The organism is Helicobacter trogontum (assembly GCF_000765905.2).
Lineage (GTDB): Bacteria > Campylobacterota > Campylobacteria > Campylobacterales > Helicobacteraceae > Helicobacter_A > Helicobacter_A trogontum.
This window is the reverse complement of the sequence record NZ_JRPL02000025.1, coordinates 19,466-32,134: the sequence shown is the minus strand read 5'-3', so window position 1 is coordinate 32,134 and position 12,669 is coordinate 19,466. Positions and strand designations below refer to the sequence as shown.

The following is a 12,669-nucleotide window of genomic DNA, read 5'->3' as shown; positions in this document are numbered from 1 at the left end:
GGCACTTCAGTAGAAGAACACATAATGGTAAGCTTAAAGTTAAGGCAAGAAGACAAGCATGCTTTGCTTATAAAGAGGAAAAATAATGGGACAATGGATGAGTAGTAAAGAGTTTGCGAAATTGCATGGCTGCAACATTGAGGGTTTATTAAAATCTATTAAGCGTGCAGATATTCTTGGCAAAAAATTTTGCACTTTAAAAGGTAAAATTTTACCTTTTAAGTACACCAATGGCATTGGTCGTGGTGGTAAAGTCCTCCAAATATGGAGTGAGCCTTTTAAGAGTGAAGCAGAAGCAGAGGCATTTCTGCATAATTATAGGGTGGATATGCTAGAAAAGATGGCAAAACACACATTTGGTGTGAGTAATGAGATTACCACGAATGCTACGCATACTTTGCATGCACTCAATGACATGAGTAGTGGTGCAGTGGTGAGTGGTGGCGTAAATGACACTTTGGCGTGTAGTGGTGTAGGCAGTAGTATATTAACAAATAACAACAACATACCAAGCAAAGCAATAGAATCTAATATAGCGTCCATTCATACAGAAGCAACTGCAACAATGGGTGGTGTAGTGGATTCTCATAATAGTTTGTGTGGTGATTTGCATGTTTGTGATGATGGGGGAGATGATGCTTGTGATCTTTTGCATAACCAAAAAGAAACAGATAGTATTAGAGATGTAACGCTTTCGCTCAACATGACAAATAATAGCGACTTGACAAGTAAAAAAGACAACATGACAAGTGGGGGCAGTGTAAATGATGAGATTGCTATGAGTGCTACGCATTCTCGCAATGACAATGTAGATTATGTTAAAGATGTTCTAAATTCTCGCAATGACAAGGAAGCACAAGAAACAACACAAGACACACAAGAAACAAACCTGCAAAATACAAAGCAAGAAACAATACAAGACATACACTCACAAAAAGCAAGGCAAGACAATCTCACTTCATTTGACTTTGCTACAACTAAGGCAAGAAGAATAGCGTTAGAGAAAAAGCGGATTATAAAAGATTGGGAAAGCTTAAAAAATAAAGGTGTGAGTGCAAAGGACTTTGTAGCAGCAGTCAATCTCAATGTAAATAATGACTACAACTTGAAACTTAGTGAGAATAAACTCTATGCTTGGCAGAGGGCATATAAAGAGCAAGGATTAGATGGATTACTTGATATTAGGGGTTATGTGAGAGAGGGAGCTAGCCTTATTGAGAGTTTGGGGCTAAAAGATTTGCTAGATTCTATCCTAAATGCACAAAGTGCTCGTATAAACATTAATAGTGTGCATGAGCTCTTGCATATGCACTTACATATGCAAGGAGTGCATGATATTATAGACTTTAAATCTAAGAAAAGTGAGTATATAAGCTATGCAGTGCTTAATAGATATATAAACGCATGGAAAAAGAAAAATCGACTTAAAAACACCCTTACACACAGAGGTGAAGATGCGCTAATTGGCAATATGAAAGCTAGTTTAGGAAAGAGTAACTATAAAGTTACAAGCATTAATCAAGTAGTAGAGATAGATTCTACGCCATTAGACAAAGTCTTTAATGCTCAAAGCTTGGCAGAGAGCTTGGGTGTTGATATAAGTCATGTAAAGTCATGGCAAAAAAGATATGTGCTTATCTCTTTAGTAGATACGTATAGCCGTGTAGTTAGCTTTCATATCAGTGATACTGAAAATAGCTTAGGTGTAGCTCGTGCAGTCGCAAAGTATATCCTTAAGTATGGCAAACCTAAAATGATTAAAGGAGACAATGGCAAGGCATTCCTCTCTAAATACACTAAGGCAGTTATGGAAAACTTAGATATAGAGTATAAAAATGTAAGGGCTTATAGTGGGTGGTTAAAACCTTATGTAGAAAATACTTTTAGAAGTTTGCAAGATAGAGTTGTATCATGGGGGCGTGGCTATATCGGACACAATGTGAGTCAGAGACAGGCTATTGAATTTTTCTTTAGTAAGAAAGAGAGACGGCTTAAAAAGGGAGCATTAACAAACTTAAAAGAGCTAGATAGCTTTGAGTCTATGCTTTATGCGATAGATACATATACGGATACACTGCTTAATAATCGCTATCTAGATTCACTAGGCATGACTCCAACAGAGGCTTATAATCAAAAAGCAAATGAAGCAGTGGCTATGAATGAGTATGAACTCATTATGAAGCTATCACCAAGTGTAAAACGCAGAGTGAATAAAAAGGGCATTATGCATGGTGGAGTGTGGTATCAAAGCATTCAAGCCTTTAGCTATGACTCTGTAATCGTGCGACCAAATATCAATAATACACAAGAGTTGTTTATCTATGATGAAAAAGGGGTGTTTGTAGATATAGCTACCCGCATAGGCTTTGATGGTGTGAGTGCAGAGAGTGCAAAAATGGCTGAGAAAATATCGCTTAAACGCATAAAGGCAGCTAAGAGAGATATGCAAACTGCAAAAGATAGTCAATATGCAAACTTGCAGGGCTTAATAGAGAGTGCTGCAAGTAATGCTCCAAGAACAATAAAGCCTTGTGTGCCTAAAATCAATAATATAGACATTGTATCTGCAAAACTAAAGAGTGAGGCAAATAGGGCTATTAGTGGTGGAGATATAGTGAATCTAGTGGAGTTACAGACACAAGAAGAAAACATGAAATCTAAGGGTGAAGTTAAAAGGGATTTGAGTTTTTATAGTGCGGTAACCAAAAGCAAAGAATAAAGAAACTTAGAATCTAAGGGCTTTTTAGCCTTTGGCTTGTGAGTTTCTCACAAAATCTAACAAAAGGAAAGGCATGAAAGAGTATTTTTTAGCGGATATTTTGTTTCGTGATGAGGCGTATTTGTTACTAACAATGCTTCGTAAGAATGATATGGATTTTAGATGTAGGTTTATAGAAAAACATGGGCGTAAAAGGCGTGTGTGTAATATCAAAGAGATTGCAATGTATTTAGAGCTTGCAAAAGAGTTTAAATATACTCGCAATAACTATGTGGCTAGTGATACAAAAAGACGCATGAATCTTATAGAAAAGCTAGAGAAGTTTATAAAGGATAACGCATGATTGAAAAAATAAGAAAAGAGTTAGAAATATTTATGGAACTTCATAATGTGAGTCAAAATGCCTTATCTCGCGCGCTTGGCATTAATGCTAGTGCGATTTCTACCTTTAGAAAGGGTGAGTATAAGGGCAATAATGAAGAATTAGCTAGAAAAATTGAGCTTTATATCCAAAATACGAATAATAAAAAGACTAATAGTGAGATGGATACTAGCAAGATTTATGAGACAAATGATAAGAAAATGGCTGACTTTGTAATCAATGAAGCCTATGTTGATGGGCAGATTGCTTTAATCACTGGGGAAGCTGGAAGCGGTAAAAGCACTATTGTAAAAGAATATGCAAAAAATCACCCAAACTGCATATTGATTGAAGCCACACTGCATACGACTGCAAAGGTATTGCTAGAAATCCTTAGTGATAGACTGCATTTAAGCTATCAAAAAAGTTTGCATGACAAAGTAGTTGCCATTGCTAAAGAGTTATCCCGTAGAGATTGCCTTATTATCATTGATGAAGCAGAGCATTTGCCTTTAAGGGCACTAGAAGATTTAAGACGCATTTGGGATTTTAGTCAAAAGGGCTTTGTATTAGTTGGGACTGAAATACTCACAAAGAATCTTATGGGTAAAAATGGGGATTTAAAGCAATTATATTCTCGTATTGATTCAAGGTGGCATTTAAGGGGCTGTGATGAGAGAGAGTGCAGAGCTTATTTTAATGAGCATATTTTTAATTATACCAAAGGGAATTTTAGAAGCAGTGCAAAGCTTTTTAGAAAGGCTAAGAGACTTGCGAGTTTGCATGAGGTGGAGGTGAGTTATGAGATAGTAAAGCAAGCATCAAGCATGATTATTTTGTGAGTGTGTTTATCTTGCGACACTTTGAAGTGAGTTATCCTAAAAGTTTCAGCTTTGGCTCTTCATTCAAGAGATTAGATAGTTTTCGAGATAGTCACATACGACAAGTATGCTCCTACATCAAAAACTATTCTCAAAACTCTCAAGGCAAGGGCACAAATCTTAGAAGCTATTTAAGTAGCTATTTTGCAAAAACCCTTAAAGCCATAATGCAAAATCTTAAACGCATGAAGCATAGCAGATTTCTTTACTACACAAACTTAAAAAGTAGTTAATCCTAGAATGAAGGGCTTTTATAGCCTTTCATTGTGGGATTCCCACAGAGATTTTAAAAAGGAGCAGTAATGACAAAAAAGACATTGTGTCAAATACATAAAAGCTATGTCCCTGACATAGATAAATATACATTAAAGAGCATGAGTAAAAAAGAGCTTAAAGGCAGAATAAAGCTTATGCGATTTTGCCTTGCATTATTGGGTAAATCATGAAGTGGTTAGAAGTAGTAGGCTGGGTGTTTTTAGGAGTTGTGTTTGTGTATGAGGTTAAAATCATATATGAATGGCTCTATTAGCTGTGCGTTGCCTCTTTGTTGCTTTTAAGCGAGTTTTCAATTTTTGCTTCGGTCATGTATATATAATACACTCCCTTGCAAAAATTTCAACAACACTTAAAATCAATCAAAGATACTTCCGCATGGGTAGTTTGGCTGTTTGCATGGATCTAACCTTTGTATAGTTTAGTTAAAAGGATTTATATGAGTATTTTTAAGAGAATAAAGCAATATTTCTCTGATTTGTATTTCTACTATTCTGTGTTTGAAACAAATAGAAAAAAGGTAAAAAAATGGAAAGAGAAACAAAGGAAGCAGCAATGATTATATTTGTTTGTAGCCCTTATTTAGCAATCTTGCAAGGCAGAAGAAAAGAAAGAGAAGCATTAAAGCTTATATATAAATATGCTAAGGCTGGAAGTAAGGCGGTTAAGGAAATGGGATATATTCCATTATCGCCTGTGCTATGTTTCCAAGATGTCTATGATGAAAGCATTGAGAGAGACAAAGCCTTACACGGAAGTAATGCTTTACTTAAGGCATCTCAAGGCATTATGGTTGTAAAAACGCCATATAACAGATATTCGAGTGGTATGGCTAAAGAGATAGAGAAGGCAAAAGAGCTAGGATTAAGCTTTTATGAATTTGAATGCAAGGAGATAATATGAAATATAATGATTTTATTGATGTTGATAATGAATTAAAGAGGCTTTGTGAGATTTTAGTAAATATTGCAGAGATTGAGGGGCAAGTAAGCCTTGCATGTAATGCAATAAAAGAGCAGTATGCAGAAAGAATACAAGAGCTTAATAATGAAGCAAACTTTATCAAACAAGAGATTGAGAACTTTTGTAATGCAAATAAAGCAGCCTTTGTAGATAAAAGAAGTAAAGAGCTTGTCTTTGGCACAATTGGCTATCGTGTGAGCAAATCTGTAAGTCTGCCACGCAATAAAGATAAAATAGAAAGTCTTTGTGAGAGTATTAAGAAATTTGGTTTTAAAGATTGCATAAGCTATGAAGAAAAGCCTAATAAAGATGCTTTATGTGAGCTTGATGATGTAGCTCTTGTAAAGCTAGGATTAAAAAGGGTGGTAAAAGATAATTTTAGAATTGAGCCAAAGTTAGAATCACTGCAAAGGGGGTAGATATGGAAGAGATTAAACATGGGCTAGAAGAAATCACTAAACATTTAAAAGATGACAAAGATTGGGAGTTAAGCTTTAAGGTAGCCCTGCTTTTTTATAGCACTGCAGACAAGCTTACACAACTCTCACAAAAACAAAAGCAAGAAACAACTGAAAGCTAAATGTCTGCTTCCCTAAGCTAAGACTTAGGGGAAAATATAGACTTTAAATACTTTTTAAAAGGTATTTAAAGTCTATATTTTTGCAAAGCTAGGAAAGAGTATGAGTAAAAAGCAAAGTGTGTATGAAGAACGCATGCAAGAGCTTATCAATAAAAGCTATGGCGAATTTAATATTTGGGAAGAGCTTAATAAGCGTAATATGCTAGATAGCCTTATAAAAGATTCTATGCCTAGTCTTGCAAGTGGTATTGTGCGTATTGATTTGCATGATAGGCAGGAGAGAAAGAGCGTTATTGTGAATTTCAAAAGTGTAGGCTATCTCAAAGAATACAGAATGAAGGAAAAAGAGATTATAGAGACTATGCGTGCTTTATATAAAGAGCGAGAGCTAAAGTCTAAAGGGCTAGTGTTTCATAAATTAGAAGCAAAAGTGTTAAGAGTAAATGTTGAAGAGAAGTGTGAAAAAGAAGATCCAATAGATTACATAGAGGGTACAGAAAACTTTATCAATCATGTAGATAGGAATACAAATCCAACTCTATGGAGAATTTTTGAAGAGATAAGAGTGATAAATCTAGCTAAAAAGGAGAAATACAATGAGCAAAAAGCAAGAGGACTTTAGAAAAAGATTACTCGCAAAGATACATATACATAATCGCTATAAAGAGATTAAGGAGAATGGTTGTTGGGAAGAGTGGGTAGAGCTTAGATATGGGCTTAAAAGTGCTAAGTTTTTAAGTATTAGCGAATTAAAAGAAGTGCTAGATCTATTAAATAACAAAATAGCAGATAGAGATTATATGACAAGTGATAGAGTGGGGAGAGCTATGCTACTGCCTTTAGCACAAAAGGTGCAAACTCTTAGCAAGAAACAAGCCCTAAGCATAGAGCATTTACTCAATATTCTTCGATATAATGATAAACAGAAAAAGGCTTTTTTTAAAAGGCAAATAAATAAAGAGATAGATTCCATTGCAGCATTAAGTAAAGAGGAGGCTACAAAGATTATCATAGGATTAAAAAAGATAATACAATGGGATAGTAAGCGATTGCAGTATGCAAATAATGCGGATTTTAATGCTTAGAGCTAGAAAAAGTTTGTAAGAGAAAGGATAGAGATGAGAGACAAGACAGAGAAAAAAACAGAGAATCTTATTAAAAAGACTTGTAAGGAATTGGGGCTTACTTATAGAGAGCTAGGGGAGAAGATTGGGTATAGTGAGAGTGCGATAAATAATGCTTCAAGACAAGAGAGCTTGAGTGAGCCTCTCACAAAGGCGATTGAACTTTATTTAGAAAATCAAAAACTTAAAGAGCAACTTCGAGACTTCTATACACTTAAAGCAATCCTTACTAAATAACACTTTTAAAGTGTTAATTTAATACAAAAAACATAAATAAAATGCAATAATACTTGTTTTTAAACCTTTAATGTGTTATAATTACATTATCAAACATAAATAAAGTGTTTGATTGTTCTTTGAAAGTGGATTGTTAAACCTCAAAATTTATTTCGTTAGTTTTGCTATAATATTATGTATGATTTAACAAAAAATATTGGTCTAGGCTTATTTGTAAATGGGACATTCGCTTTACTCAATGGTGATTTTGGTATTATGCCGATAGTCATTTCATTAGGGAGTGTATGTATTATGTATATGTCTATCAAGTTAGATGAAAGGAGTAAAAATGGGTCAAATAATACTCACAATAGCAACAATTAGCTTGTGTGCTTTTTTAGCGTATCAGCTTTATTTTAAGAAAGGTTCACAACACTAACGAGTAACTTGGAGAGATAATCCCTTTTAAAGAACTAAAAATATCTTTATAAGGAGAATAATATGCAACTACAAGTATTTAATCATAAAGATTTAGGACAGGTTAGGGTTATAGGCGATAATGAGAATCCTTTGTTTTGCCTTAGGGATATTTGTGAGGTGTTGGAGATAGGCAATGTCTCTGATGTTAAAAATGCGATAAACAGGGAGTTTGAAGGTGGGGTAGATTTAATCTACCCCATACAAGATAGCTTAGGTAGGACACAACAAGCCACCTTTATTACCGAGCCACAACTCTATTTTGTGCTTATGCGAAGTGATAAACCAAAAGCTAAACCCTTTAGACAATGGGTGGTAAATGAAGTCCTCCCTTCATGCTAAAACAATGTAGCCTCTCTTTTACCCTCCCTGCTTTTCTTTATAATATCTCTTATAGTTATTTCACTTAAGTTATATTTATAGGCGAGTGTCGCAAAGTTTGCTCCATTAAACTCTTGTATTATCTTTTCTTTTGCGTTTGGGATTACTTTTGGCACATAAAGGCTTATGCCACCATACTTTTTACATATCTTTTCAAAGCTCATACCATTTTTATAATCAATGCAGATTTCTTCTAGGTAGTGCACATTAACTCCATTGTTTTTTTGTGATTATAATTTTTTTTACTAACAAAATAGCAAGAAAAAAACAAGTTTTTGCTACAAAAATACACTAAAAGAATTATTATTTTACATAATTAATGTATTTAGACCTTACTTTTTTATACGATTTTTGTATATAATTAACAAATTACATTATTGGAGTTTAAGTTATTATGGTTCTAGGGTATTCAGAATTAAAAAAGATTGCAAAAAATAATATTACATGTTTGAATGATGAAAACATAAGAGGTAGTAGTATAGATTTAAGTCTTAGCGAAGAAGCAAAAATCATTAACGCTGCAAAGGATATTAATTTTTTTGAACTCGATACACAAAAGCAAATTAAAGATATATATGAAACTATTAATCTTGCAAGAGGCTATCCGCTCAAGCCTCAAACTTTTTTATATGCCTCAACATGTGAAAAGGTGAGTGTACCTAATGACAAGTGTGGGATAATATTTCCTAGAAGCACTTTTGCAAGATTAGGGCTTATATTGCCAACGTCTTTTTATGCTAATCCAGGGTATAAAGGGCATTTACCCATAATTATTTTTAATGCTTCTCCATGCACTATTACTCTTCCCCCATATATTAGAATTGCACAACTTTTGCTTCTAGAGGTCAAAGGTGAAGCAAAACCATATCGTGAATTTGAGGATACAAAATACCAGAATGAATTACAGCTTACTCCACCTTGTTTTAACGATAAGGAAATGGGAGAAATTCTTGCAAAACTGCGATAATATGAATATTGAAGAAATAGTTGAAAAAATAAAAAGAAAGCAAGATGAAATGGGGAATAGGACCCCTAGTTTAAATAATATTTATGATGCATTACTAGAGGAGTTTCCTAAAATAAAAAGCAGGTCAAAGGAATCTAGAGAGGTTATTGTTAAACATCTAAAAAACAGCACAGATCAGCTAAGTAAAGGCATAGAGATACAACTTAAGGATTTAATATATCGTATCTTAGGGGATATTGCAGACATATTCAAGCAGCACACAAATCATCTCCCAAACTTAAAATGACTTAATATTGCCTCTTTAATATCTTCTTTTAAATCATTTGGAATCTCATTATCTTTGACAGGTAAAAAAGGTCGCTCTGGGATATTTACTTTTAAACCTCTACCTACTTTACCACCAAATTGATGGATTTTAGCATATTCTAGGTTTGTGCCAATGCTTACACTGCCTTGTGTGCTGGTTTTACTTGTTTGTAATTTGGTGCGCGAGTTAATGGAGCTTTGAAGTGTGCTTGTATCTCTTAAGATTTTATTGTTTGTTTTAGTTTTTAGTGTGCTTTTTGCTAAGGGCTGCCATTTTTCACCAAATGGGCTACTCTCTTTATCAAAGCTCTTCATGCTTGTATTATATACCTTGTCTGCCACTCTATCAAGTAGTGGGTGCAGATTCTCACATTGTTTTATTGTGTAGTCGATGTCTTTTATTAAATCATTTAATGTTATTTTTGCCATTTTTTGTTCCTTTTGTGGTATAGTTCCTGTGGGCATAAGGAAGCAAGGTGCGTATTTCGCATCCCACTTGAAATAGTAGTGTGCAGCCCTAAACCTTTACTGCATTATGCCCCACCATCTTTTTGATAAATGACTTTTTTATTTTTTAATTTTTTAAGCAATGTATCTTTATCTCTGATAGACACTAAACTCTCCACCCAAATTTCTTTTTTATCACTTAAACTTTTTAAACTTAATCTATACCATCTGCCAAGCTTTGAAGCTACAAGATATTTTACATTTGATTGTTCATCTTGGTAGATTCCATATATATCCTCTATCATATCAGCAATTAAACTATAATCAAAGCTATCAATCTCTGGGTGTCTTGTTTTGTGTGCTGAAATAACACTAGCCCCAATACTTATATATTCTGCCTCTGTATTGAATATATCCTTTAGAAGTTGTGGTGTGCGGCATATATGCGTTGTTTTCTTTAAATCTTTACCTTCCCATAACTCATTAATCCTCCTAAACCTCTCATTCCTTATATCTACTTCTTGCATGATTTTATTCAGAGCGTTTGTAGCCGTGTTGTTATTGATATATGTTTTAAGCTTTGACTCTATAATGTTTCTTAAATCATCTTGTGGCGATTTTGGTGTAAAATCTTTTGGGATTATTTGTGCTACTTCTAAAGGCAGACTATGTGTAGGCTTTAATCCTTTTTCTAAAAGCTCATTTGCATAGATAACTTCTACTCTGCATCTGCAACCAAAGTCATTAGGTGGATAATATCTATCCCAAAAGGGATGAAGTCTTGGGAGTATTATATTGTGTAACTTTGCATGCAATGCTCTCACTTTACTATCCTGCATCGTTACATAGCGAAAGTAGATTCCATCATCATACTTGGCTATATCTATATCTACTTTTGTATCTGTTAGAGAATCTATTTTAAGATATTCTTTTGGTGAGCTTCTTTGCATTTGTGCTTTCTTTCTGCCTTGTGCATAAGCACTTTGTATATTTGTAGCATAAATCTTTTTTAGTCTAGAGTTGTTTAAATCGCCATAACCACTTTTTTCTAAAAATGGCTTTAGCTCCTTTTTCCATGATTGAAAGCTTTGTCCTTTTGCTAGAGCATTAACTAAGCTTTGTTGAATTTTACTTAAAACATCGATGTCTGCTACTTTGCTTACCACAAAAGCTTTATTATAGAAGTCTTGTTTTAATTGTGCTTTTACATCTTTATTAATGCCTAATAGTGAGGTTACCTTTTTGCTTTGCAGGGCTGCTATGGCTTCATAAGGTGGGGTGCTAAAATCTAAGCTTATATTGATACTATCCATTCTTATTTCCTTTTTGCATACCATAGAGATTTGCTTGTAACATATATGCTAGGAGCTCTTCCTCACGCAAGAGTAACTCCTCACCGCTAAAGGCTTCATATAGTTTATTGCTTACTTCCTCAAAAGTTTCACAATCTTTTATAAACTCTTCTACATTAAAACCACTCTCTATAGGAATCTTATCAAGCTCTTTATCTAGCTTTGTTTGTGGGAGTTTTATTAGCTTTTTATACTCTTTAGAGCCTTTTTGCATGGTGTCTTTGCAAAATATAGTATTTGTTTGTGCCTGTGCGTTTTTAGTTAAGGCATTTAATATATCCTTTATTGCATGTGTTTGCGAAGTATTACCATAATCTTGTGGCTCTTGCATAAAACTTTGTGTTTGCTTATACTCCAAGCCCTCTATTTTAAAGGTATTTTCAAGATGTTTTAAAGGGATTTGAATCCCCATATTTGATAAAAGATTATAGACTTCTGCTTGGAGTTTCTCATCTTTTTCTGTATTGGTATCTATCTCAAAGTAAAAAGGTGCAACATGTGCAAAGTTATACTCTAGCATTTTAGTTAAGAGTGGGGTGATATTTTCAGCTAAAAGTCCTGCATCAAACTCTAAGACATTTCTTGTTATGCCCTCATGTACACTGCCTAGTGCTTGTGTGCCAAATTGAGTGCTATTGCCTGCTAATACTTGAGAAGTGATCACTTTAGAGATACATTCATCACAATATCTTACAAAGTCTAGGAATGTGCCTTTATCTACATTTCCATTTAAGACTTCTAGCACATCATCTTTTGCAAAAAGCCCAACACCATTGCTTCTTAGATTTAGGGCTGATTGAAGGATTAATTTACTTGTCTCCTCTGTGCTTGTAGCCTCACTCTTTATAATGAGTGGTGGGACAGAAAAGCTATCTAAATAGCTCATGTATCTTTGCAAGGCAATATGCTTTAGACTTGCTAGGCTTATAATCTTATTCATTAGACTTCCTTCGAGTAAATTTCCTGCATCACTTGGGTGATAGATGGTATAAATATCTTCATTTGCTTCATGTAAATAGATTCTGTTTCCTGCTTGTTCTATATAGGGCATAAAAGCTTCATCACTTTCAAAGTATCGCATACTGATAAAATCTAGCTTTGGATAAATCTTAGAATTAAAGGATTCCCACTGCAAGATAAAAGAGCTAAATCCATAGGGGATAGATGTGCTAAAGAGAAATAAAAGCTTTCTAAAGTCTCTAGTCTTTATAAAGTCTTTTAGGAATATATCTTGTTCTTTGTTTTCACTCTCTATAAGCAAGGGCAGTCTTGTTACTTGCATTTTTCTCTTATTTAGCTCGCTTGAAATCTGTGTATCAAAGCGTTTAAAAAACTCAAACACACTTATAACTTCACTTAGGCTTTCATTTTGCAATGCGAGTTTTACTTTTTTATAATTGATTTGACTTGGAATGTCATTCATATACATTGGGTTTAGGGTTGTTTTTGATTTTTTGAAGAGTTTTTTTAGAAAATTCATGGTTATCCTTTATGTTGTTTTCAAAGTTGGCTATCCTTGCAAAACAAAGCTCATATTCTAAGATTTGAGTATTTGCTTTTAAAGCTTTATGGCTAAAAATAGCTAGGAGTTACCTAATTGCGTAATGACTAGTATTTTTAGC

Annotated in this window: 19 protein-coding genes; 15 read left to right on the top strand and 4 right to left on the bottom strand. The window is 34.0% G+C overall.

What is annotated here, in order from left to right; all coding sequences use genetic code 11:
- Positions 1 to 85 precede the first annotated feature (85 nt).
- The 13 genes from LS81_RS08805 to LS81_RS08755 all read left to right on the top strand — a co-directional run bounded on the left by LS81_RS08805 (position 86) and on the right by LS81_RS08755 (position 7,936).
- Positions 86 to 2,719 carry a DDE-type integrase/transposase/recombinase gene (locus LS81_RS08805; RefSeq protein WP_138069898.1) on the top strand — a complete coding sequence of 878 codons (2,634 nt, stop codon included), beginning with the start codon at positions 86 to 88 and terminating at the stop codon, positions 2,717 to 2,719.
- Between the two features lie 73 nt (positions 2,720 to 2,792).
- On the top strand, positions 2,793 to 3,062 hold the full coding sequence (locus LS81_RS08800) for a hypothetical protein (RefSeq protein ID WP_034347708.1): 270 nt from the start codon (positions 2,793 to 2,795) through the stop codon (positions 3,060 to 3,062).
- On the top strand, positions 3,059 to 3,922 hold the full coding sequence (locus tag LS81_RS08795; RefSeq protein ID WP_052096643.1) for an AAA family ATPase: 864 nt from the start codon (positions 3,059 to 3,061) through the stop codon (positions 3,920 to 3,922). Before LS81_RS08800 ends, LS81_RS08795 begins: the two co-directional genes overlap by 4 nt.
- Positions 3,919 to 4,194: a hypothetical protein gene (locus LS81_RS08790; RefSeq protein WP_034347707.1), complete on the top strand. Its 276-nt coding sequence runs from the start codon at positions 3,919 to 3,921 to the stop codon at positions 4,192 to 4,194. Before LS81_RS08795 ends, LS81_RS08790 begins: the two co-directional genes overlap by 4 nt.
- 69 nt (positions 4,195 to 4,263) lie before the next feature.
- The gene (locus LS81_RS11340) at positions 4,264 to 4,407 is read left to right on the top strand and encodes a hypothetical protein (protein ID WP_158659397.1); all 144 of its coding nucleotides are present in this window, start codon (positions 4,264 to 4,266) and stop codon (positions 4,405 to 4,407) included.
- 355 nt (positions 4,408 to 4,762) lie between these two features.
- A complete protein-coding gene (locus LS81_RS08785) occupies positions 4,763 to 5,137 on the top strand; it encodes a DUF7768 domain-containing protein (protein WP_233715866.1) in 375 nt (124 codons plus the stop codon).
- Positions 5,134 to 5,616, top strand: a complete 483-nt coding sequence (locus tag LS81_RS08780; protein WP_034347705.1) for a host-nuclease inhibitor Gam family protein — start codon at positions 5,134 to 5,136, stop codon at positions 5,614 to 5,616. The genes LS81_RS08785 and LS81_RS08780 overlap by 4 nt, the downstream gene beginning before the upstream one ends.
- Positions 5,617 to 5,618: 2 nt before the next feature.
- Positions 5,619 to 5,777, top strand: a complete 159-nt coding sequence (locus LS81_RS11645; protein ID WP_162846251.1) for a hypothetical protein — start codon at positions 5,619 to 5,621, stop codon at positions 5,775 to 5,777.
- Positions 5,778 to 5,877: 100 nt separating this feature from the next.
- Positions 5,878 to 6,399 (top strand): hypothetical protein, encoded by a 522-nt coding sequence (locus LS81_RS08775; RefSeq protein ID WP_034347704.1) that lies wholly within the window; start codon positions 5,878 to 5,880, stop codon positions 6,397 to 6,399.
- A complete protein-coding gene (locus LS81_RS08770; protein WP_034347703.1) occupies positions 6,374 to 6,862 on the top strand; it encodes a phage protein GemA/Gp16 family protein in 489 nt (162 codons plus the stop codon). The genes LS81_RS08775 and LS81_RS08770 overlap by 26 nt, the downstream gene beginning before the upstream one ends.
- A gap of 33 nt (positions 6,863 to 6,895) precedes the next feature.
- Positions 6,896 to 7,138, top strand: a complete 243-nt coding sequence (locus LS81_RS08765; RefSeq protein WP_034347702.1) for a transcriptional regulator — start codon at positions 6,896 to 6,898, stop codon at positions 7,136 to 7,138.
- A 174-nt stretch (positions 7,139 to 7,312) separates the two neighbouring features.
- A complete protein-coding gene (locus LS81_RS08760) occupies positions 7,313 to 7,501 on the top strand; it encodes a hypothetical protein (RefSeq protein WP_081956000.1) in 189 nt (62 codons plus the stop codon).
- Positions 7,502 to 7,618: 117 nt separating this feature from the next.
- Entirely contained in the window at positions 7,619 to 7,936 is a 318-nt protein-coding gene (locus LS81_RS08755) for a BRO-N domain-containing protein (protein WP_052096642.1), read from the top strand.
- Here LS81_RS08755 and LS81_RS08750 read toward each other — a convergent pair.
- Positions 7,933 to 8,181, bottom strand: a complete 249-nt coding sequence (locus tag LS81_RS08750) for a Mor transcription activator family protein (protein WP_005218763.1) — start codon at positions 8,179 to 8,181, stop codon at positions 7,933 to 7,935. The genes LS81_RS08755 and LS81_RS08750 overlap by 4 nt on opposite strands.
- 188 nt (positions 8,182 to 8,369) lie before the next feature.
- On the opposite strand from LS81_RS08750, the gene dcd reads away from it, so the two are divergent.
- Complete coding sequence (dcd, locus tag LS81_RS08745) at positions 8,370 to 8,942, top strand: dCTP deaminase (RefSeq protein ID WP_034347701.1); 573 nt, start codon at positions 8,370 to 8,372, stop codon at positions 8,940 to 8,942.
- A 1-nt stretch (position 8,943) separates the two neighbouring features.
- Complete coding sequence (locus LS81_RS08740; protein ID WP_034347700.1) at positions 8,944 to 9,228, top strand: hypothetical protein; 285 nt, start codon at positions 8,944 to 8,946, stop codon at positions 9,226 to 9,228.
- Here LS81_RS08740 and LS81_RS08735 read toward each other — a convergent pair.
- From LS81_RS08735 to LS81_RS08725, 3 genes are all read right to left on the bottom strand, one after another.
- Positions 9,207 to 9,677: a phage virion morphogenesis protein gene (locus LS81_RS08735; RefSeq protein ID WP_034347699.1), complete on the bottom strand. Its 471-nt coding sequence runs from the start codon at positions 9,675 to 9,677 to the stop codon at positions 9,207 to 9,209. The genes LS81_RS08740 and LS81_RS08735 overlap by 22 nt on opposite strands.
- 104 nt (positions 9,678 to 9,781) lie before the next feature.
- On the bottom strand, positions 9,782 to 11,008 hold the full coding sequence (locus LS81_RS08730; protein ID WP_034347697.1) for a phage head morphogenesis protein: 1,227 nt from the start codon (positions 11,006 to 11,008) through the stop codon (positions 9,782 to 9,784).
- Positions 11,001 to 12,527, bottom strand: a complete 1,527-nt coding sequence (locus LS81_RS08725; protein ID WP_233715865.1) for a phage portal protein family protein — start codon at positions 12,525 to 12,527, stop codon at positions 11,001 to 11,003. The genes LS81_RS08730 and LS81_RS08725 overlap by 8 nt, the downstream gene beginning before the upstream one ends.
- Positions 12,528 to 12,669: the final 142 nt, after the last annotated feature.